We start from the raw sequence: 25,239 nt of genomic DNA, 5'->3' as shown, positions 1-25,239 counted from the left end.
CTGATTAGGCATGGTCTATAAGTTCTGATTTACGTTTCTCGCACTGCGTTTTTAATTGATTCACTACTTTAGAAACAGCATCGTTAAAATTAGATTGTGATTCTTCTGCAAATAATCTAGGACCTGGTGCGCTTAGCCTTATTTCTGCAATCATTCCAGATTCTTTACTTTCCGTATTTTCTACTCTGTAAAAAACATCTGCTCTGGTTACCCAGCTATATCGATCTGCAATAACTTGCAATTTTTCTTTAGTAAAATTTTCTAGCTCTGTACTTCCAGAGACATGCTGATAATTGAATTGGATTTGCATATTATTTTTTTATTGAAGTTACATTCAATATCTGATTATTACATGTGCTTTCATAAAGCTTTAACGTGTTATTAGTAAGAAATTATGAGATTTATAGACGTATTCATAAATTTATACCAATTCTATTAAAGATGTACTGTTTTGTTATTCTGTTTTCTATAATTAATCTATGAACATGTTGGGCAATCATATAAAATTCTACCGTATATTTTCAGTATGATAAATAGGATTACTCTAACCTTACTGGCTTTATTGAGTTACGCTTTCGCGAAAGCGCAATTACAATTCTGTGATGGAATATTAGGTCCAGCCATATTTACAGAAGATTTTGGGTCAGGCACAAATAATGGTCCATCACTTTCTAATGCAGTAACTTCATATCAATATGTAAATGCAGCACCGCAAGATGGTGAATACACTATTTCTAGTGACTCTGGTCAATTGGGTAGTTGGTTTTCTTTTCCTGATCATACAGGTAATAATAATGGTAAAATGCTTATTGTTAATGCTGGTTTTAATGCTGGTCAGTTTTATAGAACGCCTATAAATGGATTGTGTGAAAACACACCTTATGAATTTAGTGCATGGATTATGAATGTACTCGATGGCGTACAAAATGTGTGTGGTTCTACAGAAATACCGATACAAGTGCGTTTTGAAATATGGGATGCTACAGACACAATTTTATTATCAAATGGTACCATGAGTCCTAAATTTGCAGATCAACGTCCTACATGGATTAAATATGGTTTAACATTTACCACAAGCACTGGACAGAATGGTGTTGTTCTTAAAATGATTAATGTAGGTGCTGGCGGCTGTGGTAATGATCTCGCCATTGATGATATAAGTTTTAATGTATGCGGTGATGATGTTCTAGTAACAACGATTGTTGGCGAAACTGTAGTAACAAAATGTGAAAATGATCCTGCACAAAGTATACAACTTAATGCAACTGTTCAAAACGGCGCTCCATCTTTAACAGCATATCAATGGCAACAAAGTGCTGATGGAAGTAACTTTACAGATATAGTAGGTGAGAACAGCTTTACGTTGACCACACCACCATTAAATTCTACAACTTATTATAGAGTTAAAATAGCAGGCGCACCTGCAAACCTTACTAATTCTAGTTGTTATTCTTTTTCACAAATTTTTGAATTTAGAAATGTCGTAGTTCCACTAGCAGTTCCTAGACAAAGTCCATATATATCTTGTGATGGCGAACTGGTCGATTTAATAGTAGATGTTTCTCCTGGTACAACGGCATACTGGTATGAGAACGCAACTGGTGGTAATTCTATACATGATGATTCTATAGACTACACCACGCAAATCGATGGCACTTACTGGGTTGAAACAGAAGATATTGTTTCCGGTTGTATCAGTAATTCTAGAGTACCTGTTAATTTTATAAATCGATCTTCACCCATTGTAAATAGCGAAGACTTTTTACTATGTCCTGAAGAAATAGCTTTACTAAACACTCAATTTCCAAATGGTTTTTATAGATGGAGTAGTGGGGAAACTACAGATCGTATTAGTGTAGATGTTGCTGGCATTTATACGTGTGAGGTAACTAACCTAGAAGGATGCACTAGCACCGCCATATTTCAAGTAGAATATATTGAAACACCTATAATAACTGGTGTTGAAGTTAATAATGATGAGCTAAATATTATCACAGAAAACACGGGTGATTTTCAATATAGTATCAATGGTTTAGATTATTATAATAGTCCTGTTTTTAATATTAATGATTTATTACAGGTCATAGTAAGAGTAAAAGATCGAACTGGTTGTGAGGTCACTTTCTTTACTTATAATCGCATAAGAATCCCTCGATTTTTCACACCTAATAATGATGGTTATCATGATACATGGGATATTTATAATATCGATGCTTTTCCAGGTGCACGACTAGAGATTTTTGATCGACATGGAAAACTACTTAAGCAAATTAACAATCTTGTAGTAGGTTGGGATGGGATGTATGATAATCAACCGTTACCTAGCAGTGATTACTGGTATAAACTACATTATAACAATCAGGTGCTAACGGGACATGTTACTTTAAAGAGATAATGGGTTAGTGGTTGGTAGGTATTCCGCTTTCGCGAAAGCGGAATAATCTAAATTTTATGATATAAAAAAACCCAATAAGCAAAGGCCTATTGGGATTTTTATCAGTAATCATAAAGATGATTACTGAACAATTTTAAACTCACATCGTCTATTGATCTCATATTCTTTATCAGTACAAATACCTTCTTGGATGCAATTATTAAGTGGTTGCATTTCTCCATAACCTATACTTCTAAGTCTACGTCTTTCTACACCTTTGCTTACCAAGTACTCAAGCGTTGACGCAGCACGTTTCTTAGATAATTCAAGATTGTATGCACTAGGTCCACGTACATCGGTGTGCGCAGATACTTCGATATACATCGCTGGATATTTCTTCATGATATCTACTAACTCATCAAGAGTATGTGCCGCTTCAGGCTTGATAATAGCCTCATCAAAATCAAAGAATATCTGATCTAGTTCTACCTGCACATCACCTTTACGATCTGGTTTAATTGTAGCCTCAGCATCTTGATAAGAAAGTAGTGTTAAGAAAATATCATGGCTTATGCGGCCATTTCTATCTGTTGAAAATTGAACATCTTGAGGTATGTATAATTTACGTGTTCCTCTTATGGTATATTTTCTATTAGGCTCTAATTTAAAGAAGTAGGTAGCGTCATCACCTACAATCATATCATCGATTAGAATTTCACGTTCGTCAAGCAATGATACCAGTGATCCTGGCAATAATTTATTAGAAATACTGTCTTTAACGATACCTTTTACCGCATATTTAGTAAGAACATTTTCTTCTCTCGTTGTTCTGTATAGTTTATCAATACCAGTTCTGTTAGACGAGAAATATGCTTTATTAAGGTTTTCATTTATGATAAATGCAAAATCATCTCTCGAACTATTAATAGTAGTTCCTAAATTGATAGGTGTGGTAAATTCACCGTTTACCATATCACTTCTATGTATATCTAATCCACCAACACCTTGTTTACCATTAGTAGAATAATATAAGGTATTAATATCACTGATATAAGGAAATTGATCAAGATGTTGTGTATTAATTTCCTTTCCTAAGTTTACTGGTTCACCGTATGTTCCATCACTATTGACGCTAACTTTGTATAAGTCAAATTCTCCATATCCACCAGGCATATCACTTGAAAAATATAAAGTAGAACCGTCTTTACTAATTGCTGGATGTTGAACACTATACATATCATCATTAAAGGATAGAGCTTGTACATTGGTCCAAATACCATCTACTAATTCAGCCTTATAGATTTTCATATTAGAAACTGGTATGTTATTAATTTTAACACGCTCGGCGTTATTTCTATTGAAGTACATTACAGTACCATTTTCAGTAAAAACGGCATTGCTCTCATGTAAGTCTGTATTGATACTGGAGAATGGTACAATAGATTTAAGGGCTCCATCTCTTTCTAAAGTGGCTTTATATAAATCTAGATATCGTAATCCATTCCATGCATATACAGGTCTTTCCATATTACGTGAAGAGGCAAAAACCACTTCAGTATCGTTTAAGAAACTCATACCAAAATCACTGTTAGACCCTTCATTTCGTATAGGAGCTACAGTAAAATTATGCGGTGTACTTTTCTCTAATTCTTTTAAAAACTCTTTTGTATCCCAATCTTTTCCTTGGTAATAAAATAGATAACTATCTGCTTTATCGTAGTCCTTAAGCGCTAAAAGGGATTGTGCATATCGATAGATTCTTTTGTTATCTGTTATTTGTCCATTATTATCTTCGATAGAAGAGTAGGTGAAAGCAGCCTTTGCCATATCACCAGTGTAGTAATAACAATCACCTAATTTCTTAAGAACTTCTTCCGTTTGTTTGAGGTTTTTATAGTTTTCAATTGCTTCTTTATAAGCTTGATTTTTGAAAAGCCTATTGGTCTTTTTTAAGCTCAAATTTTGTGCTCCAACAAAGCTTGTAGAGCATAAAATTATCAGTATAGTGGTTATGATTAATCTCATAATAGTAGATATAGTATTTTTTAAAAGAATCTAGGTGAGCGGTCATAACCACTTTTCCAGAATTTTGATTTTACATTGAAGAGTAACATGATTTCATGCGAACCTGTGTTGTAGTTACCTAAATTATTAACGGTATAATCATAAGCATAACCAATTCTCAAATTAGGTGCTACTCTATAATTGACTAATCCACTTAAAGCATCTCCAAAGCGATATGCTAGACCAGCTTCAAATTTCTCATTAAATAAAACATTTGCTGTCAGGTCTAAACTAAGAGGAGACCCTTTAACACCTTTCACCATAAATGCCGGTTTAAACTTCAAATCATTATTAATGTCAAAGACATAACCACCAGTTAAAAAGAAATGAATGTCTTGAACACCTGTGGATTGGATTCCATTTTCATTCTCTAGATGAGTTGTTGTCAATAAATTAGGAGCAGATAGACCGACGTAATATTTATCAGTAAAGTAAAAGGCACCAAGACCTACATTAGGAAAGGTTTGAGTTACGTTTTCATTGAATGCTACGTCTGTATCTACACCACCAGACTGTAAATTAAACCCATTAAAGTTGGCATCAAATAATGTAACACCAGCTTTAATCCCTAAAGATAATTTTGCCTCTTCTGAAACTGGTAAAATGTACGCAAAATCTGCATAAATGTTATTTTCAGTAACAACATTACCGATATCATCATTTGTAAATGAAAGGCCTAATTCAACGCGTTCACTTACCGGATAATGAACAAATAAGGATGCCGTTTTAGGTGCTCCTTCTAATCCAACCCATTGAGTACGGTATAAAGCTCCAATATTCAATTCGGACTTATTACCAGTTGCATAAGCTGGATTGATAATGTTTTGATTGTACATATACTGCGTGAACTGTGGATCTTGTTGTGCAGTACTCTTCCACGCAGCGCATAATGCTACTGCTAGGAAAATATATATTGTATAAATGTTTTTCATGTTTGTTTTCTTTCTAACCACTATCGGCTTAGGTAAAGTCTTCCTTGCTCAGGCTTAGTGCTTCCGTCATTAAAGTTTAAAATGTAGAAATAAACTCCTACTGGTAGTTCACCATCACTTAAAAGGGCTTTCTGATTTGCAAAACCATTAAATCGTGAAGTACTGTTGGTTCCTTCATAAACTAGATTTCCATATCGGTTATAGATTTCCATTTTAAAGTTTGGATATAAAAAGCCGAGGTTTTCGACATCAAAAGTGTCGTTTACACCATCATTATTGGGTGAAAAACCATCAGGGACTATTACTTTACCACATGCCGTTAAATCTGTAGTCACGGCTAATCTTACATTACTCTCACATCCGGTAACAGAATCAATAAGAGCTGCATAATACGTAATTCCATTAACTAAAATCGTTGATAAAGAAAGTGCCGTAGAACTATCAACAGCATCATACCAGACCACATTAGAACTAATCATATCGTATTCATTAATGTTAACAATCAAGTTTTCTAATGTTGGACTATCATTGATACAAAATAAGTTCCCATCTGAAGAAAGAGTAGGAGTAGGTGCATCACCAACTACTACTGAAACTTGAGCTCTTACACTAGATTCACATCCTGTTGCATTCGTTTGTGTTGCAAAATATGTAGTTCCATCCACTAATATATCTGCATCTGATAATGGAGTTGTTCCATCTACAGAATCATACCAAGTAATCATTGAACCATTCACAGCAGCATCTAAATCCATTACCATGGCATCGTCAGTGGCACAAAATTCTAGGGTAGAATTTACAACCGTTGGAGCAGCACTATCATCTACTTGTATTACGATTTGCGATGTAGCATCATTTGAACATGGTGTTGTAGCAGCAACAGTGTAAACATATACACCTGCCGTATCTACCGACGGATCAAAAATATTTCCACCACCATTTAACATAGGTAACCATGTTCCAGTTGAATCAGGAGTACCACCTAATTGCGTTAATAAATCAATGGGCGCATCAATCACACAGATATCTAATGTACTATCTAAACCAGCGTTAGGCGCTGTAGTCAGATTAACAGTAATTGTAGCTGTATCTGTATTGCAATCATTCATCACTGTATATTGATAGGAACCTGCGCTATCTACTAAAGGATCAAAAACACCTGTAGTACTATTTAACATAGGTGTCCAAGTACCTCCTATATCAGCACTTCCAAGTAAAGTAAATAAGTCAATCGTTCCATTATCATTACACAAATCTATAGATGTACTAGTACCTGCTGTTACTGGTGATTGTACAACAATAGTTACGACAGTAGAACTATCTACACACGGAGCATTTCCAGTAATTGCATATTCAAAATCATAACTTCCATCAGCAACCATAGAAGCATTAAACAAATTACCAGTTAAAGCACCGGTTCCATCTGTATCTAACCAAATTCCACCATTATCTTGTGAACCATCCAGCGCTGAGAATAAATCTACTGCTGTCACATCACTACATACGGTTAATGGTATATCAATTCCAGTATTAGGTGTATTAAAAATAGTAACAACTACAGCTACCGCAACCGAGGATTCACAATTAGTAAGTCCATCTATTTGAGTCGCATAATAGTCTTCTCCATCAATAAGTGCATCCGTAGAATTTGATAACATCGTTAGTGCCGCATCCTCATACCATTGAACGTTATTTCCAGTCGCAACTAAATCTGCTATTGTAGCATTGTCGCAAAAATCTTGATTCATCGTAACAGTAGGTGCTGCTATGTCATTTATAGTAACAGTAACAGTAACAGAATCACTTGCACAAGTTCCTAAGGCAGGAACAGTATATGTAAAATCATAAGATCCAGTTGACAAAAGTGTCAGATCCACATTTGAACCTGATAAAAATCCAGTAGTATCATCGTCATTCCATGTACCACCAGCATCATTACCCGTTAGTTGATTAAACAAGTCTAAAGTTTGTCCTGAAGTTAAGTCACTGATACAAATATCAAAATTAGTTGCTGTTCCAGCTTCAGGAGCTATCTCTACAGTCACAGGAACTATTGATGTAGAGCTACAATTACCATTGACTACAGTGTAACTAAAGTTATAAGTTCCTACGTTTAGCACTGTTAAATCCACATTGCTTGTAGTTAAAGCACCTGTTGCGTTATCATCATTCCAAGTACCACCTGTATCTTCACCTGTCAACTGACCAAACAAGTCTAATGGAGAGTTTGCAGTCAGATCGGTCTCACAAACAAGAAAAGGTGTCACTGTGCCTGAGTTTGCCAGCTCATAAATTACAACCGTTACCGTCACATCAACATCAGTACAAGTTCCTATTGCAGGAACATTATAAGTGAAATTAAAGCTTCCATTTCCTAATGTTGTTAAGTCTATTGGATTGGTAACAGCTGTTCCTGTTGAGGAATTTCCAGCGTACCATGTACCGTTTGTATCTTGAGTACCATCAAGTAGATTGAATAAATCATATGGCGAGTTAGCCGCTACTTGATCTTCACAAATCTCAAATGGCGTTCCTATATAATTACCCGATTCTGGTGCTGGTTCTACAATTATAACGACCGTTGAGCTATTCATACATCCATTGATATCTGTAATTGAATAAGAAAAGTTATAAGTACCTACAGCAAATCCAGTGATATCGACAGTACTACCTGTTAAGGAACCAGTTGCATCATCATCAGACCATGTTCCTCCAGCGTCCTGACCTGTTAATTGATTAAATAAATCAACAGGAGAATTAGCTGCTAGATCATTGACACATACAGCAAGTGGAGTAGGAACTCCTGTATCTGGTAGTGGATTAATAATAACCGTTACCGTTACATCAACATCAGTACAAGTTCCTATCGCGGGAACATTATAAGTGAAATTAAAGGTTCCACTTCCTAATGTTGTTAAGTCTATTGGATTGGTAACAGCTGTTCCTGTTGAGGAATTTCCAGCATACCATGTACCGTTTGTATCTTGAGTTCCATCTAGTAAATTGAATAAATCATATGGCGAGTTAGCCGCTACTTGATCTTCACAAATATCAAATGGCGTTCCTATATAATTACCCGATTCTGGTGCTGGCTCAATAGTAATGGCTACCGTTGAGCTATTCATACATCCATTGATATCTGTAATTGAATAAGAAAAGTTATAAGTACCTACAGCAAATCCAGTGATATCGACAGTACTACCTGTTAAAGCACCAGTTGCATCATCATCAGACCATGTTCCTCCAGCGTCTTGACCTGTCAGTTGATTAAATAAATCAACAGGAGAATTAGCTGCTAGATCATTGACACATACAGCAAGTGGAGTAGGAACTCCTGTATCTGGTAGTGGATTAATAATAACCGTTACCGTTACATCAACATCAGTACAAGTTCCTATCGCGGGAACATTATAAGTGAAATTAAAGGTTCCATTTCCTAATGTTGTTAAGTCTATTGGATTGGTAACAGCTGTTCCTGTTGAGGAATTTCCAGCGTACCATGTACCGTTTGTATCTTGAGTTCCATCTAGTAAATTGAATAAATCATATGGCGAGTTAGCCGCTACTTGATCTTCACAAATCTCAAATGGTGTTCCTATATAATTACCCGATTCTGGTGCTGGCTCAATGGTAATGGCTACCGTTGCGCTATTCATACATCCATTGATATCTGTAATTGAATAAGAAAAGTTATAAGTACCTACAGCAAATCCAGTGATATCGACAGTACTACCTGTTAAAGCACCAGTTGCATCATCATCAGACCATGTTCCTCCAGCGTCTTGACCTGTCAGTTGATTAAATAAATCAACAGGAGAATTAGCTGCTAGATCATTGACACATACTAAAAGTGGAGTAGGAACACCTGTATCCGGTAATGGGTTAATGATAACCGTTACCGTTACATCTACATCAGTACAAGTTCCTATCGCGGGAACATTATAAGTGAAATTAAAAGTTCCGTTTCCTAAAGTGGTTAAGTCTATTGGATTGGTAACAGCTGTTCCTGTTGAGGAATTTCCAGCATACCATGTTCCGTTAGTATCTTGTGTTCCATCAAGAAGATTGAATAAATCATATGGTGAGTTAGCCACTACTTGATCTTCGCACACCTCAAATGGTGTTCCTATATAATCACCAGACTCTGGAGCTGGTAAAATAGTAATAACAATTGTTTCAGTATCTATACAAGAACCGTTGTCAATTGTATACGTAAAGCTATAAGGACTTCCTGCTACTGTAAAACCAGAAAGATCAATAGGATTAGTTACCACTACGTTTGCAGTGTCAGTCCATGTTCCTAGGTTATTATCTTGTGTTCCATCTAGTGAACCAAATAAATCATAAGGTGAATTCGTTACTAAATCATTCTCACAAAACTCAGTTGCGATTGCTGTTCCTGCATTGGGATCTTGAAGTACAGTAACTTGAACCGTTGTAGATTCTTCTGGACATGGATTAGGGCTTAGGTTTTGACTGTAAGTAAAGTCATAAATACCTGGCATTAATCCAGTTAAGTCAAAAGGAGAAGTAACTACAGGAGAAGCACTTGTAGAACCTTGTGTCCATGTACCACCTGCATCTTCATTATCTAATAATAAAAATAAATCATAAGCAGTAGGAGCTTGTGATTCACAAAAAGTAAGTGGTACAAGTGAAGAAGCCATTCCTGAGGAAAGAACATCATTTATAGTAATGACTATCGTTGCGCTTTCATCTGGACAGGCGCCTGGTCCTGGTACGGTATAAACATAATTGTAAGAACCTGCTATCAGTGTACTTATATTAATTGTTCCTAGATTTCCATTTGCAATAGCTGTAGGTCCAGTCCAAGTACCTGTTGTATCTGGAATACCCGTTAATAAAGGAAATAAATCAAAATCTGAAGCTGGTAAACTATCAACACAATACTCTATCGTGTCTCCAATACCAGGATTTGCAGGGTCATCAATTTGAACCGTTACCGCAACGACATCACTTTCACAAAAGAAATTATCTGCTTGTATATAATATGTTTCACCATCTATTAAAGGAGTAGTAAGTAGTAATGCTGGCGGAATAGGATTATTTGCAACATCAACATCACTATACCAATTAAAATTATCTGTAGTTCCAGGATTCAAATCGGCAACAGTAGGATTGGTATCACTACAAAATTCTTGTGTTGAAGGTGGAGTAGGAGCATTAGGAGATGGAAATACAGCGGTACTACCAGATTCAATCTGTCCTTTACATCCAACTCCATCTACAAAAACAATAAAATAATTTGCATTTCCAGTTAAATTGCTCGATGGACTAAGCATCATTGTCAATGCAAAGTCTGAATAAACTTCAACGCTACCACCAGCTGGTATATTAACCGCAAGAGCTGTGTCAATATAACTTTGTACGGTAGGCATTTCATTAGAACAAAAAATAGCATCTAGACTTTGTCCACTAGGATTTACTGTAAAATCTACTACGAGTGGTGATCTGGTACCACAAGTTCCTGTAGTATCACCAGCATAATATGTTCCTTCTCGAACTAGTTGTGTTTGTGGTATTGCACTACCACCAGTAGGGTTTAAAAACCATCTTACAGTATTAGGTCCTGGTGTTACAAATGCATTTAAATCATTAAATGTCAATTGAGACGCATCACAAATGACCTGTGGTGAGACAGGTATCGTGGGACATTGTGCATGTATGCTTAAAAGAGGTAAACCTAGAAGTGCTATAAACAGCAATTTTCTTTTGGTCCAGCTAGTGAGTAAGTTTTTTTTCATAAAAAATAGTCATCTAATATTCAATTTACAAAAATAACTTGTCTATAAGCCTTTTATGAGTAAGTGGTGTTTATAGTTAATAAACATCCATTAACATTCGTCAAATCACTTGATTATCGGTTAATTTGTATAATAGCTATTCATTTGGTCGTCATTCTTCTGAATAAATAAGGTGATTTCCTTAAAGAAAAGATTGTATTTAATTCTGATACTGTATTTTTATATGGTAAATTTTATATACGCTTTCGCGAAAGCGTAATTATAAGGTCCTTGATTGCAATTATCTTTTTGAGCGTACTGTTTTACATCAACTAATTTTAAATGAAACATATAACAATAGCGATTCTTGTAGTATTAACATTAATAGGTTGTAAGTCAAACCTTAATAGTGCAGAGGTTGCACTACAAAACCAACAGCTTGAACAGATAGCGGTTAAGATAAAACAAGACGATTTTCAAATTGTGATGAATACTGCGTATCCACTAGCAACTAATGCTGTGACTAATGTTCTTAACGGTATTTTAATCCCTAACGGCGATAGTGCAAACCGTATTGATTTATCTGATCGAGATGATTATATCGAGTTAGGAAACAAATCTGTAAAAGGCGAATTATCATATTATGGAGAACGACGCATATCATCAGGTTATGGAAATCAAGACACCGGAATCGAATTTAATGGCATACCAACCAACTATACACAATTTATCGATTATAAAAAAGGCTTAGTACGAGTTGAATATCAAATCATCAATCAGGCAGAATCATTTGATATTACCATTGAAATATTTACAAACCGCAAGGCAAATATAAATGTGAGCAGTTCACATCGTTCTAATATCAGATATACCGGTGTAATGGAGCAGATTAAAGAATTACCATTATAGAATGATACTATATAGTTTGAATTTAATATTCATAATCATATAAAAGATTTGGAAGCTTTTTTAAAAGAGTAGTATCATTTACAAATATTCTATTTGACATAATATAAATTATAGTACAAATGTATTGTTTTCTTTATAATAGTGCTTTATCCATTTGTAAGCTATAATGTATTATTATGAAAAGTATTCCTGAAGTATACTTTTTATAATAATACTTGGAACTTGGGATTCATTACTACTTTAATTATAAATCGCGTATTCGATAAAATGTACGTGATAAAAAATTTTAGACGATTCTCGTGGATTGTCACAAGATCATTAATTTTAAGAAAAATAAAATTCTATACACTTTTTATTAGTGGAACTTGAATTAAACTTCTTTTTCAAGTTTCATTATCTTTTGACTTAAAGCAAAAGAAACAAAAAACCTGTGCTGAGCTTGCCGAAGTATCAAGGCTGTATATAATTTTGGAAACAATTTACGGCTGATTCGCTATATTTTAGGAAACATTGAAACTCAATAACATTGCTTTGAAATCCCTTGAATAAATCAAAATCTTAAGAAACTGTATTAATAAATCCCTAAAATATGGACGCTCATTTCCCCTTTTGTTTAGACCAAAATTTTATGAAGTCAAAAAGGATAATGTGGCATTAATTCTTTCGCAGTAAATTCATGAATTTTTCCATCAATTTCATTTTGATAAGCCACGATTGTATTAGGTCCACCAAATTGAAATATCCAGTCCATACATGTTCCACATGGAGTGAATTTTTCTCTTTTCGCTACTATAATAATTGATGAAAATTTTATTTCTCCATCAGAAACCATATTATTTATTGCACTTACTTCTGCATGTATATCTTTATTCCTATATAGTTGTTCAATATTACAGCCAGCATATATCTTTCCAGATTTGCTTAAAAGTGCAGCACCTACTTTTGTATCACCTAAAATACTTGCATTTTCTCTAATTTCCCAAGCTCGTTTTGCTAAAATATCTAATCCACTTTTCATTTTATTTTTTCTTAATTATTGTATCATTCTTTTTCTTTGTAGAATATTCAAAAGCTTTACTGATACTGTCATTTGTTTTCAATAATTTTGTATTCGTTTTTTTAGAAACATCTAAAGAATCCATATACTGCTTAATAATTTTTTTGTTTTTAGACTCTTTATTAAAAATACTTGAATCTGGAAAAATTAAATATAGTCCTCCTAAAATTGAAGCTGCAGTAACTAATATCGAAAGTATGTTTTTAAACCATACTTTAAATTTTTCATATAATTTTAAGTCTTTTAAAAGCTTATTACTTTTATCGTATGAAAGTATTAAATCAAAGAAGCTACTTGATAATTTTTGAAATCTATTTTTATATTGAAGTTCTTCAAATTCCTTTCTAGTTAGGTTCTCAATGTTCTTATACCTATATTTTTTTGGAACATCGTCATCTAACTTTTCTAGTATTAATGTGAAAATTTTATTTCCTAAATCTACATCAAATTCTTGTTCTGATAAGTTTATGGCACAGACTGAAATGTATCCTTCAAAACCTGGGTCAATATGACCTGGGTTTAAAATTAATAAACCTGCACTACTATAACTATTTAAAGCAAATACGGTTCCACAACAATCATTAGGTATTTTGACTTTTTCTAATGTATGAAATGTTACTATTTCACTTGGCTTTATCTTTGTAAAGTAGTGAGGAGATTTAGGATGATCACTACTAATAATTTCTCCATCTTTATATATAGTTCCAATCCTTAAGTCATAACTGGCTGGTTCAAAGTTTTCATCTAAATAGTCGTCACCAAGTAATTTATCTTCTTTTGCTAATTTTTTTAATGATTCTATATTTAAAATTGCCATAAAATATTAATTTATTTGATTTAATATATATCTGCTATTTAGCCAATAAGATTTCTTTTTCTCTAATGTTCCTTGAGGTGTTTCCATCAAATCTTTTGAATTGAATCCTTTTGGTCTTACATGGCAAATCTTATGATCTTTTAATTTCCAGAAATCTTTATAATCACCTTTTTGGATATTTTTTTTAGTGTGCCTCCAAAATTTTTCTGCAATAATTAGATCATTAGTTGGCATAGTCCAAAACATTACTTTCTTTAATCTCGCAACCTTATTCTCATCTTTTTGAAAGATTACAAATAAAAAGCGTTTGGTTAATTTGTTAAATAAATATGATTCTTCCCATTCTTCATTTATAATTTCTTTATACTTTATTTGTGCGAAAGACATGCTTTCCTTTAAAGTATCTGTTGCCTCAAGCTTAATAGTTTTTAATTCTATTTCAGCTTTTTCAAATTCTTCAATTTTATCTTTGCTAATACCTAATATAGCTTTTGCAAAAACATAGCTTTTATTTTTTGCTCTCAAATTAACATTTAGGTTGAACTTATCTTTTAGCTCTTGTTCAGAATATCCATAATACTTTGAAAACTTTTCTATAATTAGATCTTCAAAGGTTTGCCCCTTTTTATAATCATTAACATCTTTAATTATTGCTTCTTGAGTATCAAATAAATTCCCATATCCAGATTCAGGTTCATTAAAAGTATTAATATCATCCTCTAAAAACTGTAAATATTCATCATCAAGTTTTGTTAAAGCATAATCTCCTTTTAAACTTTTCTCAATGATGAAGTTCAAGTATTTTGATTTTAATGAAAATGCTCTTTGTTGTGCTTTTTCATTAGAAAATGGTTGTGTTCTTCTTGATTTTAAAGCAGTAGACCCTTTTGTGCAAGCACCAAGATATAATGTGTCTCCTTCAGAAATTTCATGAGCTTTTCCAGACTTAATTTTATTTACAATTGTATTCCAATCGTCTTTAATTATCTTTAAATCAGTTAATGGAAAACGCCATAGTCTAGCTATTTTAAATAGATAATCTATATCTATTTTATCTTTCTCATATAAATAAAATAATAAAAGTAAAAGACTATTTTTTTTCCAAAAACTACTTTCTTTAAAAGAATATTTATATTCTTCTTCGAAGTCTATGATATTAAAAACCAATCGTTCTTTAGAAACTAAACCTTTTGAGTTTTTTTTTATAGGAGTTGTTTTTAATTCAACACCAGCTTCTGGAAAATCTGGTTCAGGGTTTGAATTTGGTTTATATCCAAAATATAAGAATTCTACTAACTGTCCTAATTTACCTTTTCCAGAATAAGCATTTTCTAAATCTTTACCATATAAATCTCTCATGGATTTATTAATTAGACCTTTAGAATAATTCTCAATTGAGATTGAATCTTTTTTATCGTATGGCAATTGTTTATGCAAATTGTTCTTGGTTTATAATAGCGTCTACTCTTTCACTTAGCTCTTCTCCTAATTTTTTAACTATACCAACAACTAAAGCATTTCCCATAAAAAATGCTCTTTTGGTGTCTGATATTCCATCTAATTCTGTATGGTTGTCAGGAAACATATTTAAGCGTTCAAGTTCTTTGGGAGTTAATCTTCTTAATCTCCCATTTTGTTCTACTACATGCTTAAATCTTGATGGCGACTTCCCTCCTTCTCCAGTTATAATTGTTCTAGAAGCATTATCTAATGCATCTGGAAAAATCATACTTCCTTCACTATAATTATATTTAAAGCCTTCTTTAGTCTGTCTTACTTCACTTTTAGAGCCTTTAAGATACTTCCAACCTTTTTGTTTATTTATATCTTCTTGAGATATGAAAAACTCATTTGGTACTTCTTCAATATCAATTAATTTACTTCCTAGAGTTTGTTTTAGTCCTTGATAATCTGGTTTTACTTTAACTGTTGTATACTCTCCATTAATCATCACTCCACAATTTTCAAATGGACTATTTTTTTCACCTTTATTAAATTCTTCAGAAATATTGATTAAATCTCCCTCAATGTTACCTCTTTTTATTTTTTCATTTATCTCTCGAACTGGAAAAGCAGTTGCTATTATTCCATCAGAATCAAGCCAATCTTCTTTGTCTTGCGTTTCTAAAATTCTATTGTATATATTAGTATCATTACGATAAGCTAAAAAGAAAACTCTTCTTCTTCTCTGTGGCATTCCATATTCAGCAGCATTAATTACTCTCCATTCAACAGCATAACCAAGATTATTTAATGAAGCTAACATAACTGCAAAATCTCTACCTCTTTGTTTTGATGGAGATTTTAACAATCTATCAACATTTTCAAGCATAAGATATCTTGGTCTGTTTTCAGCTTTTCTTCGTAGAATAGCTTCAATACTCCACCATAAAACTCCTTTTTTTCCAATTAAACCTTTAGAATTTTTTAAAGTTGTTGCTACCGAATAATCTTGACAAGGAAATCCACCAACTAATAAGTCATGATTTGGTATCTCATCAAATTTGTTTTCTATTACTTCTTCAATGTTTTCTCCACAATGATTAGCATTTGGCCAACGATTCTCATAAACCATATTTGCATGTTGTGCTTTAGTACTTGGTTCCCATTGGTTACTCCATACTACATCATAATTAGCGTCATTTCTTTTTGGATATCCTTCTAATCCTATTCTAAATCCACCTACTCCAGCAAAAAGTTCAACAACTCTAATCGGCATATATAAATAATTATTTAATGTTATTTTTAAAAAATAATTATATCACTTTTAATCTTAATTATTATAGTCATATTAGTAAATTAATCAAGTATTTTTCAACATTCAAGTTTAAAACCCATTCCACACACATTCCACTTCTCTCCTACGTCGTCGCATAAAAAGTGTTCCATTAACATTGTAGAAGAAACTTTTGAGAATAATTTTTTTTGAAGAAACTGTAGAAATACTTTCGCTTTTATCCAAAGCTCAAGTTACATAACACAGCACATTATAGAACAATAAAGGCTTGTTTTTAATTAGGCCATAATCCACGATTTGTTCAGTTTATAGTTATAATGAAAGTATTCCAGGTAATGGTTTAATATAGCCAGAGATCTATCACAATGAGAAATCCCATATTTTTTACTTAAACCATTAAATTTATAAATGAGTAAATTAAAACAAGCTCAATATTTACAAGTAGTTCTACAGTGGTTTTATCAAATTAAGTAACTTGCATAAAAACCAACTCCATGAAAAAAATTACGCTTTTCGTAACCATTATCATATTATCTATAAGTTGTTCTTCTTCAAACATTACGGCATCACAATGGATGTCTGACGATTTTAAAAATGAAAGTATAGATATCATGTTGATTTATGCAAATACTGAAGACCAAGATCTTCAAAAAGATTTTGAGAATGAAACAGCAGATATGCTCACACAAAAAGGTATCACTAGCTATAAAATGCATGAGGTCTTTCCAGACGTTACCTATAAGGAAGTTAGAACACAGCAAGAGATTAATACATTTATTAAAGATTGCCAAGAGAAAAATATCAGTAAGATACTTTTTGCCTCTCAAAAATCTGTCTCTATCGACACGGTTGCCACAAAGTCTTTACACAATTACATGAATAGTTTACAACCATTAAATATTGATGGTCCAGACCAGAAAAACATTGAATACGATACAGAAGAAGTTACCACCTATATTATAGAAGCTGCCGTATATGATATTGATAAAACCAAAGAAGATAAACCTATAGCAACAACAACAGTTACAGCGTCTAACGTTAAATCTTTAGATCAAATTAAAGAACGTTTACTTAAAGAAATAACAATTCTTTTTAAAAATAAATCATAGATAAACAATGCTTGATGTGATATTTTAAAACTACGGTCACATCACAATATCATTCTTTAAATGATTTATTCAACATTATCAAAGTCGCACCGCAATGATTCCTAAGCTACATTACCTATCACAAGCTACAACAGCAACCACTCACCTAGATCATATTCAAAAAGCTTGTAGTTCTGGAGCCGAATTAATACAACTAGATCTCGAACACATTTTAGAAAATGAACGATTGACACTAGCCACAGAGGTTCTTAAAATCACCTCTCATTTTCAAACTAGATTAATCATCAGGTCCCATTATAAAATCGCAATTGAACTTAAGTTAGATGGCGTCTACCTCTTACCTACTGACTCCAGCCCTACTCACGTGCGCGAGCAATTATATAGCTGGCAATCCATAGGTGCTGCAGCACATCACCTGCAAGACTGTGAGGACTTATTGAGTAATGACGTTGACTATATCGCGTTAGGACCATTTAAAACGACAACAATTGATTCTGTAAAACCATTAGACCTTACAGTATACAAGATTCTTATGGAATCGCTTGATACAGAAACGCCAGTCCTCGCTTATGGCGATATCACTACAGATGATGTAGATAGTCTATTAAAAACAGGCATCTCAGGACTAGCTGTATCACTAGCTATAGATAATGATTTCAATAGTATTAAGACCTTTAATGAACTATTAGGTGCCTCATCAACTGGCGAGATGCGTCATAGTTTTAAATAAATCGATTTGATGAGCAATCATTAGGGCGTTTCCCTATCGGGTCAGGCTTTTCACTATATCTTTTGCTCCATCGCAAAAGGATGCCGTTACAATCCTTAACGCATACCAGATAAGTGATCAAAACAAACACAAAAACAGCATTTTAAATCACAAATATGAATTCACCTATCGCATCCATAGTCGTTAAAGATCTCGATTTAAAGAATGTAGACTTGATACAACAGCATTCTGGTAAAGTGCAACTATTACTTATTTATAATAATGACTGTCTAGGCTGTACTGGTCGTGCCATACCACTCGCCTATGAATTCCAATTACAATATCCAGATATTAAAGTCGCAGCGATACACAGTGACTTTACAAATCGCGAAGGCACAAAACAGAACATTAAAAGTATTTTTACCAGTGGTGAGATCCCATTTCCTATTTACATCGACCAGCATCATCAGGTATATGACCAGTTTAAAGCAGAAGGTACACCACAATGGTTACTCATCACCGCAACAGGTGAGCTTTACCGTTCTATCTTCGGTTCTCAAGATAATGCTAAGAATCGATTGTTTTATGCGCTAGAAAGTTTAGTAAATGCATAGTTCCAATGTTTTTTATGATTCCCTTTTCGCATAAGCGAGATTATTACTATCCATTATTTTAAAAAAAAAATAAATCTCCTAAACCTCTAGGATTAAACCACCTAAAAACGACCACTTCAAATTGTGAATATCTATTCGGTTTTTTGAGGATTTGAGTTGTTGTGCTAGGGTATATTTGGCACCCTAAAAACAAAAAAGATGAGCGCAACCTGGTACGAATGTAAAGTGAAATATAGAAAATTTGATGAAGCGTCAGGCACACAAAAAATTAAAACAGAACCATTTCTAGTAGATGCGATTTCTTATACAGAGGCAGAAAGTAGAATCACTCAAGAAATGGCAGCTTACTTGCCAGAAAGTGAGGAGATTAAAATCACTAATATAAAAGTGGCAAATTTTGCCGAAATCCATCCGTTTGAGAATACTGATCGATGGTTTAAATCGCGTGTTTCCCTAATCGCGTTTGATGAAGAAAGTGGTAAAGAACGTAAGACCAACCTGTATCTATTAGTACAGGCAAACGATGTAAAAGAAGCTTATGATAATACCGTGAGTACCATGAAGGATACCATGGGAGAATATACCATACCTGCCATTACAGAATCACCTATTATGGATGTATTTCCATATTTTACGGGTGAAGATGAAGATATGGAACGTTTAAAAGCTTTTGTAGCTCTTAAAGATTCTGTACCGGCAAACCACGCCATGGATGAAGATCTAGAAATGGCAGATGTTCTCGCTACTGCAGACGAAGAGGAATAACATTTTCTATAGTTTTATAAAAGGCCCGACTATCATTGATGATTGTTGGGCCTTTTAATTTTTCTAACCATAGCTCCTACTCTTTTTCTAAGGTAATGGAGCGCTTAAAGATTCCATAATCCACTAGATTTCATAAAGATTGTTAAACAGACCTTAATTGATTTATTGATGGTTAATTTTACAACCTGTTAGCTTGATCAAATCATTGACACACAGTACAAGATTAAAACAGTACAACTATGAGTATGAAACACTTTATATATGATTATCTAGTAGAGACTGGTATGACTGCAGTGTATGCTAAGTATTTAAATATGCTCATTCTTCTTGTAGCTTTACTGGTCATTGCATTTTTAGTGGATTATATCATTAAAAAGATTTTTATAAAGCTGTTCACACAGTTTACGGTAAAGACCAAGACTAATTTTGACAATTTTTTAGTCTCTAATAAAGTACCTCAAAACATAGCGCATATCATTCCGCTTATTTTTGGACTTGAGTTTATTCCTATTGTTTTTCAGGACTTTCCTTATTTTGAAAACATGGTAGAAAAAGGCTTTAAAGTTTTTGCTATCATATTGACATTATGGATTGTACGCAGTTTATTAAACGCGCTTAAGGATTATTTTAAAACCTTACCTCGATTAAGAGATAAGCCCATAGACAGCTATATACAGGTGTTTATGATCTTTGCTTGGGCACTGGGATTATTATCTGCGTTTGCTATTATAACCAGTGTTGAGTTTATTAAATTCTTTACCACTCTAGGTGCTGCATCTGCTATTATTATTTTAGTCTTTAGAGATACTATTTTGGGGTTTGTGGCCAGTATACAAGTCTCTATTAACGATATGGTGCGTATAGGTGACTGGATCACCTTTGAAAAATATGGTGCAGATGGTGACGTGATAGAAATTAACTTATCTACGGTGAAGGTTCAAAACTTTGATAAAACTATTACCACGATACCTACTTATGCGTTAATATCAGACTCTTTTAAAAACTGGCGTGGTATGGAAGTGTCTGATGGTAGACGTATTAAAAGAGCCTTAAACATTAAATTAGATAGCGTTAGTTATTTAACTAAAGATGAAGTAGATACCTTAAAAAATATAAGCTTGATATCGAGTTATCTAGAGACTCGACAATCAGACATAGACAGTTATAATAGTGAGCAAAATACCAATAAAGACATCTTGTTAAATGGCCGCAACCTGACTAATATCGGTGTATTTAGAAAGTACCTTGAAACCTATATTGAACAACACAGTGGTGTAAATAAAGACATGATGATCATGGTACGACAGCTCGCTCCTACTGCTCACGGAATTCCTATAGAAATCTATGCCTTTAGTAGTGATAAGAGATGGAAAAATTATGAATATATAATGGCAGATATATTTGACCACACGATTGCAGCTGTTCCTTATTTCAATCTTGAGATTTTTGAGTATCCTAGTAATTCAAGTTTTAAGGATATTAAGGCATAACTGGACTATGAATTACGCTTTCGCGAAAGCGTAATTATATCATCACACAGCATTATACCGAGCTATTATCTGACTCTATTAGTAAATTGTTGTTTTTTCTTAACTACTTTAACAGAAGTGATATATAAATTACAATCTATTGTTAATCATTGTTGTGGTATTGTTAATTGAGACCTGGTTCTTCTATGGGTTCTTTATCTTTAAGTAAAAGGAAAAATTATGAAGACTGAAGAATCAAAAAACAAAGAAAACTTACCTTATAATCCAGACGTGACTCAGGAAGATTTACAAACCTTACGTAATGATAATGCTAACATTCATTCTGATGATCAATCAGATCAGCAATTAATCAATCGAGAAGAAAAGGTCGATTTTACTGGAAAAGATCTTGATATACCAGGACGCACAAGTGCACAAAAAAATCATGGCCCTAATGGACTCAATGATGAGGAAAATAAATTGCATAGTCAGGGATCTGAACGCAAAAACAACCTTGAACGTAACGATGCTGCCCGATAATGGTCACAAAAATATAATTCATTCAAAGCTCTCTGCATTAGGAGAGCTTTTTTAATGGACTAGCCTTAATGCATTACTTGATATAAACTATAATTACATAGGCTTAAATGATAATCGTCATAGATTATAAATCTAATGAATTACTATCTTCGAATTCTATTAAAGTCCCTATTCTAGTGAAGCAGATTAAAGCATATCTCGAGCAAATTGCCTCCATATCTAATGAAGATTGGGAGTTTTTTATGTCCAAATTACAGCGCCGTTTTGTTGCCAAAAAAGAGGTGTTCTTAAAAATAAATCAAATAGAGAATCATATTTCATTTATAGAATCTGGTGTGGTACGTTTATACATACCTAAAGAAGATACCGAGAAAGAAATCACTTTTGGTTTTAGTTTTAAGGATCAATTTATAAGTGCTTATGATTCTTTCTTAACACAATCTCCGTCAGCATATCAATTACAAGCTTTAACAGACACCACAATTTTAAGCATTACCTATGCAGATTTACAGTCGGTTTATCAAACCACTCAAATAGGTAACCTTATAGGTCGACTTACTGCAGAGCGTCTATTTTTAATCAAATCAAAGAGAGAACAAAATCTTCTTAATCTTACTGCTGAAGAACGTTACATCAAGCTATTTAAAGAGCGTCCAGAGCTTTTAAAAGATATACCGTTAAAGTATATCAGTTCTTATATAGGTGTTACCGCACAAGCCTTAAGTAGGATTAGAAAGCGCATTTAATTGATTTAGGTTCATTGTTTAGCTAGGTGCGTGAATTTACCTTTGTAAAAAAAACATGACTATTATAATTTTTGTTTTGGTGCTGTGGTATGGCGGTTTGTTTTTTCAATCGTTTTTCCTGCATCGATATGCTGCTCATCAAGTATTTACGATGTCTAAGACGATGGAGCGCATTACTTTTATCCTTACTTGGATATTTCAAGGCGCTAGTTATTTAAGTGCTTATGGCTATGGGATCATGCACCGCATGCACCATGCCTATACAGACACTGAAAAAGATCCTCATTCTCCATCACATGACGCAAATTTATTTGCCATGATGTGGAAGACTAAAACCATATATCAAGATATCAATAAACAACGTATTGAGGTAGATCAACGTTTTACTAAAGACGTGCCACAATGGAAAGGCTTTGATCAATTTGCTAGTTCTAGATTCTCTAGACTTTTATGGATTACTGGTTACGTATTATTCTTTGCCCTATTTGCAACAGCCTGGTGGCAATGGTTATTATTACCACTTACTTTTTTGATGGCACCTGTTCATGGTGTGATCATCAACTGGTTCGGTCATATATATGGCTATGTAAACTTTAAAATGAAAAACACGAGTAAAAACTTATTCCGATTTGATTTTTTAATGATGGGAGAAGGTTATCATAATAATCATCATAAACATGCTAGTAGAGCAAATTTTGGTGTGAAATGGTATGAAATAGACATGACCTACTTAGTCATTAAAGTATTGAATTCAATAGGTGTTATTAAATTAAAAAGAGCTTAATTTTATTGTATAAGCAACTCCATTTTTAGAGCTAAAACGTATCCTCTATCCTTCATGGTATTCATGAAGTTTAATGGTTTAAAAAAAGGTTCCTAAGTAATTCTTAGGAACCTTTTTTGTTACCGCTTTATGAGAAGCTGAGCTAATTATGTTATTAAATATCTCACGTAAATTAAATGAAGAGTACAATCCTAATCTTTCTGTAAAAGCTTGTGATATAAATTCAATAAGAGTAAATTACTAACTCATTAATAATATATGACTTCCTTTACAGTAATAGCCTTATTCTCTGGCGCATGTTTCCTTTTTTACGGTTTCAGTTGTCTACTTTCTAACCGTATGGTATTAGAGTTTGAGCGATTTGGTATTCCGCAATATCGCAATTTGACTGGTATACTTCAAATATTAGGTGGTTTAAGTATCATACTAGGGCTTTATACCATATCGATACTTGGGTTTATGGGTGCTCTAGGCTTATCCTTACTGATGTTTTTAGGATTTGGAGTACGTTTAAAAATTAAGGATAGTTTTGTGCTATCTGCACCAGCATTTCTGTTTGGTTTATTAAATGCTTATTTGGCTTACCGCTTTTTCCTTATGCTTTAACCTTTATATAATAGCAATGATTAAACACATTGCTAAAAATATAGCTGCAGGAATAGATTTAAACATTGGATCCTTAATTCTAATATGCATAGATATAGAACCCGATAACAATAAAGCAAGACCTATTGCAGCAATATTTTCTAAGTTAGGATACCATATAGAAGCTATTAAGAGTAACGATAGAGTTACTTTAAAAAAGCCAACAGCATAGCACATCCATGCTGGTAAACCATAAACCCTAAATTCTTCAATCATATTTTGTGCATTTCCACCGCGCCATTTGGTGGCTTTATTAAATTGTAATAACCATACATTTAATAAACTAATTGCTACTACAGCCTTAAGGGCGATGATAAAATATTCCATGTTTTTTTTATTATGCTTTCGCGAAAGCAGATTTAAATACTTTCTTTATATTTTTAATAAATTTAAAGGAACATGTATGAATTTATGTTAAAGTCAATCTAATAATCAAAACAAACTCTTTTTTTAAGAATATCTATTAATTCTGAAGATCCATATTTATAGATGTCGGGAATATGTAGAATTGTAATCTTATTAAAGAATTGATTCCCAAATTTCTTTTGTAAAGAGATCTGATGTTTGGTCTCCATAACATATACTTTATGGGATTTTTCCATCATATCTTTTGTAACTAGGTTCGTCCCTAACTTTTTACAAGTCACATCATTTGTGCCTGCAGATTCAAAGGACATTTGTCTATATTGAGAACTGAAAAAGTCTTCGGCCGTTTTTGATCGATCCTTATTTGCAGAACATATGAATAAATATTGAAGCGCGATAGTGTAATAACTTTTATGAATTACTAAATTATGTAAATCTCATTTATATCATAGCACTTAATAGTATATGATAAGTTTAAAGAATAATTTTGCATACTTAAAATCCTATTGAATATGATTAATGATATACCATGCATAAAATGTGACACACCTATCGCTGTAGATACAGAGCTCTATTTAAAAGGTCAAACATTTACTTGTTCAAAATGTGACACTATTCTAGGAATAAATGAGCCTACTGATGTCGATGCTCAAAAACTTAAAGAATTGAAACTATTTACTAAAAGTAAAAAAGTTAATGAAACAACAATTCCATGTCCTGACTGCGGCACGATAATAAGCTTTAAAACAAAGGATTTGACTGCAGGAAAAGCTATGACTTGTGCAGCATGTAATGCGAGCGTATCTCTACAAGGTTAAAATTTTGATATAAAAAAAGCCTGTCTCATGACAGGCTTTT

General features: G+C 33.2%; 22 protein-coding genes. 12 read left to right on the top strand and 10 right to left on the bottom strand.

Features of this window, described 5'->3' with window-relative positions; all coding sequences use genetic code 11:
- Positions 1-4: 4 nt before the first annotated feature.
- The gene (locus R1T42_RS04750) at positions 5-310 is read right to left on the bottom strand and encodes an HPF/RaiA family ribosome-associated protein (RefSeq protein ID WP_036585168.1); all 306 of its coding nucleotides are present in this window, start codon (positions 308-310) and stop codon (positions 5-7) included.
- A 216-nt stretch (positions 311-526) separates the two neighbouring features.
- Between R1T42_RS04750 and R1T42_RS04745 the strand changes: the two genes are divergently transcribed.
- Positions 527-2,395 (top strand): T9SS type B sorting domain-containing protein, encoded by a 1,869-nt coding sequence (locus tag R1T42_RS04745; protein ID WP_317291494.1) that lies wholly within the window; start codon positions 527-529, stop codon positions 2,393-2,395.
- Between the two features lie 120 nt (positions 2,396-2,515).
- On the opposite strand, the gene R1T42_RS04740 is transcribed toward R1T42_RS04745, so the two are convergent.
- The 3 genes from R1T42_RS04740 to R1T42_RS04730 are packed head-to-tail and all read right to left on the bottom strand — an operon-like array spanning position 2,516 to position 11,135.
- Positions 2,516-4,399, bottom strand: coding sequence for an OmpA family protein (locus R1T42_RS04740; protein WP_317291493.1), 1,884 nt, complete (start codon positions 4,397-4,399; stop codon positions 2,516-2,518).
- Positions 4,400-4,419: 20 nt separating this feature from the next.
- Positions 4,420-5,370, bottom strand: a complete 951-nt coding sequence (locus R1T42_RS04735; RefSeq protein WP_317291492.1) for a PorP/SprF family type IX secretion system membrane protein — start codon at positions 5,368-5,370, stop codon at positions 4,420-4,422.
- A 20-nt stretch (positions 5,371-5,390) separates the two neighbouring features.
- A complete protein-coding gene (locus tag R1T42_RS04730) occupies positions 5,391-11,135 on the bottom strand; it encodes a gliding motility-associated C-terminal domain-containing protein (RefSeq protein WP_317291491.1) in 5,745 nt (1,914 codons plus the stop codon).
- Between the two features lie 321 nt (positions 11,136-11,456).
- Between R1T42_RS04730 and R1T42_RS04725 the strand changes: the two genes are divergently transcribed.
- The gene (locus R1T42_RS04725) at positions 11,457-12,023 is read left to right on the top strand and encodes a DUF4251 domain-containing protein (RefSeq protein ID WP_317291490.1); all 567 of its coding nucleotides are present in this window, start codon (positions 11,457-11,459) and stop codon (positions 12,021-12,023) included.
- A gap of 634 nt (positions 12,024-12,657) precedes the next feature.
- Here the strand turns inward: R1T42_RS04725 and R1T42_RS04720 are convergent.
- The 4 genes from R1T42_RS04720 to dcm all read right to left on the bottom strand — a co-directional run bounded on the left by R1T42_RS04720 (position 12,658) and on the right by dcm (position 16,616).
- A complete protein-coding gene (locus R1T42_RS04720) occupies positions 12,658-13,041 on the bottom strand; it encodes a cytidine deaminase family protein (protein WP_317291489.1) in 384 nt (127 codons plus the stop codon).
- 1 nt (position 13,042) lies between these two features.
- On the bottom strand, positions 13,043-13,897 hold the full coding sequence (locus tag R1T42_RS04715) for a dCTP deaminase domain-containing protein (protein WP_317291488.1): 855 nt from the start codon (positions 13,895-13,897) through the stop codon (positions 13,043-13,045).
- 6 nt (positions 13,898-13,903) lie between these two features.
- Positions 13,904-15,256: a MutH/Sau3AI family endonuclease gene (locus tag R1T42_RS04710; protein ID WP_317291487.1), complete on the bottom strand. Its 1,353-nt coding sequence runs from the start codon at positions 15,254-15,256 to the stop codon at positions 13,904-13,906.
- Positions 15,257-15,326: 70 nt separating this feature from the next.
- Entirely contained in the window at positions 15,327-16,616 is a 1,290-nt protein-coding gene (gene dcm, locus R1T42_RS04705) for a DNA (cytosine-5-)-methyltransferase (RefSeq protein ID WP_317291486.1), read from the bottom strand.
- Between the two features lie 512 nt (positions 16,617-17,128).
- On the opposite strand from dcm, the gene R1T42_RS04700 reads away from it, so the two are divergent.
- The 9 genes from R1T42_RS04700 (at position 17,129) to R1T42_RS04660 (ending at position 23,976) form a co-directional block, all read left to right on the top strand.
- Entirely contained in the window at positions 17,129-17,743 is a 615-nt protein-coding gene (locus tag R1T42_RS04700) for a hypothetical protein (protein WP_317291485.1), read from the top strand.
- A 94-nt stretch (positions 17,744-17,837) separates the two neighbouring features.
- The gene (locus tag R1T42_RS04695; protein ID WP_317291484.1) at positions 17,838-18,473 is read left to right on the top strand and encodes a thiamine phosphate synthase; all 636 of its coding nucleotides are present in this window, start codon (positions 17,838-17,840) and stop codon (positions 18,471-18,473) included.
- A gap of 155 nt (positions 18,474-18,628) precedes the next feature.
- Positions 18,629-19,066 (top strand): TlpA family protein disulfide reductase, encoded by a 438-nt coding sequence (locus R1T42_RS04690; RefSeq protein WP_317291483.1) that lies wholly within the window; start codon positions 18,629-18,631, stop codon positions 19,064-19,066.
- 198 nt (positions 19,067-19,264) lie between these two features.
- Entirely contained in the window at positions 19,265-19,831 is a 567-nt protein-coding gene (locus R1T42_RS04685) for a DUF4494 domain-containing protein (protein ID WP_036579147.1), read from the top strand.
- A gap of 239 nt (positions 19,832-20,070) precedes the next feature.
- On the top strand, positions 20,071-21,321 hold the full coding sequence (locus R1T42_RS04680; RefSeq protein WP_317291482.1) for a mechanosensitive ion channel family protein: 1,251 nt from the start codon (positions 20,071-20,073) through the stop codon (positions 21,319-21,321).
- A gap of 219 nt (positions 21,322-21,540) precedes the next feature.
- Positions 21,541-21,840, top strand: coding sequence for a hypothetical protein (locus tag R1T42_RS04675; RefSeq protein ID WP_317291481.1), 300 nt, complete (start codon positions 21,541-21,543; stop codon positions 21,838-21,840).
- Positions 21,841-22,016: 176 nt separating this feature from the next.
- Positions 22,017-22,586: a Crp/Fnr family transcriptional regulator gene (locus R1T42_RS04670; RefSeq protein ID WP_036579319.1), complete on the top strand. Its 570-nt coding sequence runs from the start codon at positions 22,017-22,019 to the stop codon at positions 22,584-22,586.
- 55 nt (positions 22,587-22,641) lie between these two features.
- The gene (locus tag R1T42_RS04665) at positions 22,642-23,370 is read left to right on the top strand and encodes an acyl-CoA desaturase (protein ID WP_036579152.1); all 729 of its coding nucleotides are present in this window, start codon (positions 22,642-22,644) and stop codon (positions 23,368-23,370) included.
- Positions 23,371-23,628: 258 nt separating this feature from the next.
- Positions 23,629-23,976 (top strand): DoxX family protein, encoded by a 348-nt coding sequence (locus R1T42_RS04660; protein ID WP_042296360.1) that lies wholly within the window; start codon positions 23,629-23,631, stop codon positions 23,974-23,976.
- Positions 23,977-23,979: 3 nt separating this feature from the next.
- Here the strand turns inward: R1T42_RS04660 and R1T42_RS04655 are convergent, their stop codons facing one another.
- Together R1T42_RS04655 and R1T42_RS04650 are read right to left on the bottom strand one after the other, a co-directional pair.
- A complete protein-coding gene (locus R1T42_RS04655) occupies positions 23,980-24,342 on the bottom strand; it encodes a DoxX family protein (protein WP_036579155.1) in 363 nt (120 codons plus the stop codon).
- A 98-nt stretch (positions 24,343-24,440) separates the two neighbouring features.
- Positions 24,441-24,692: a hypothetical protein gene (locus R1T42_RS04650; protein WP_317291480.1), complete on the bottom strand. Its 252-nt coding sequence runs from the start codon at positions 24,690-24,692 to the stop codon at positions 24,441-24,443.
- A 201-nt stretch (positions 24,693-24,893) separates the two neighbouring features.
- Between R1T42_RS04650 and R1T42_RS04645 the strand changes: the two genes are divergently transcribed.
- Complete coding sequence (locus R1T42_RS04645) at positions 24,894-25,199, top strand: hypothetical protein (RefSeq protein WP_042272322.1); 306 nt, start codon at positions 24,894-24,896, stop codon at positions 25,197-25,199.
- The last annotated feature ends 40 nt before the right edge of the window (positions 25,200-25,239 follow it).

This window comes from Nonlabens ulvanivorans, from assembly GCF_032922765.1.
GTDB lineage: Bacteria > Bacteroidota > Bacteroidia > Flavobacteriales > Flavobacteriaceae > Nonlabens > Nonlabens ulvanivorans.
Note: the sequence above shows the minus strand (reverse complement) of the source record. Positions and strands in the feature narration are given on the sequence as shown.

Bases quoted from the DNA above. Each gene is read 5' to 3' on its own strand.
- R1T42_RS04725 (WP_317291490.1), top strand. From the start codon at position 11,457: ATGAAACATATAACAATAGCGATTCTTGTAGTATTAACATTAATAGGT.
- R1T42_RS04720 (WP_317291489.1), bottom strand. From the start codon at position 13,041: ATGAAAAGTGGATTAGATATTTTAGCAAAACGAGCTTGGGAAATTAGA.
- R1T42_RS04685 (WP_036579147.1), top strand. From the start codon at position 19,265: ATGAGCGCAACCTGGTACGAATGTAAAGTGAAATATAGAAAATTTGAT.
- R1T42_RS04660 (WP_042296360.1), top strand. From the start codon at position 23,629: ATGACTTCCTTTACAGTAATAGCCTTATTCTCTGGCGCATGTTTCCTT.
- R1T42_RS04675 (WP_317291481.1), top strand. From the start codon at position 21,541: ATGAAGACTGAAGAATCAAAAAACAAAGAAAACTTACCTTATAATCCA.
- R1T42_RS04680 (WP_317291482.1), top strand. From the start codon at position 20,071: ATGAGTATGAAACACTTTATATATGATTATCTAGTAGAGACTGGTATG.
- R1T42_RS04690 (WP_317291483.1), top strand. From the start codon at position 18,629: ATGAATTCACCTATCGCATCCATAGTCGTTAAAGATCTCGATTTAAAG.
- dcm (WP_317291486.1), bottom strand. From the start codon at position 16,616: ATGCCGATTAGAGTTGTTGAACTTTTTGCTGGAGTAGGTGGATTTAGA.
- R1T42_RS04715 (WP_317291488.1), bottom strand. From the start codon at position 13,897: ATGGCAATTTTAAATATAGAATCATTAAAAAAATTAGCAAAAGAAGAT.
- R1T42_RS04740 (WP_317291493.1), bottom strand. From the start codon at position 4,399: ATGAGATTAATCATAACCACTATACTGATAATTTTATGCTCTACAAGC.
- R1T42_RS04710 (WP_317291487.1), bottom strand. From the start codon at position 15,256: ATGAGAGATTTATATGGTAAAGATTTAGAAAATGCTTATTCTGGAAAA.
- R1T42_RS04700 (WP_317291485.1), top strand. From the start codon at position 17,129: ATGAAAAAAATTACGCTTTTCGTAACCATTATCATATTATCTATAAGT.
- R1T42_RS04650 (WP_317291480.1), bottom strand. From the start codon at position 24,692: ATGTCCTTTGAATCTGCAGGCACAAATGATGTGACTTGTAAAAAGTTA.
- R1T42_RS04735 (WP_317291492.1), bottom strand. From the start codon at position 5,370: ATGAAAAACATTTATACAATATATATTTTCCTAGCAGTAGCATTATGC.
- R1T42_RS04695 (WP_317291484.1), top strand. From the start codon at position 17,838: ATGATTCCTAAGCTACATTACCTATCACAAGCTACAACAGCAACCACT.
- R1T42_RS04745 (WP_317291494.1), top strand. From the start codon at position 527: ATGATAAATAGGATTACTCTAACCTTACTGGCTTTATTGAGTTACGCT.
- R1T42_RS04750 (WP_036585168.1), bottom strand. From the start codon at position 310: ATGCAAATCCAATTCAATTATCAGCATGTCTCTGGAAGTACAGAGCTA.
- R1T42_RS04645 (WP_042272322.1), top strand. From the start codon at position 24,894: ATGATTAATGATATACCATGCATAAAATGTGACACACCTATCGCTGTA.
- R1T42_RS04665 (WP_036579152.1), top strand. From the start codon at position 22,642: ATGACTATTATAATTTTTGTTTTGGTGCTGTGGTATGGCGGTTTGTTT.
- R1T42_RS04730 (WP_317291491.1), bottom strand. From the start codon at position 11,135: ATGAAAAAAAACTTACTCACTAGCTGGACCAAAAGAAAATTGCTGTTT.
- R1T42_RS04655 (WP_036579155.1), bottom strand. From the start codon at position 24,342: ATGGAATATTTTATCATCGCCCTTAAGGCTGTAGTAGCAATTAGTTTA.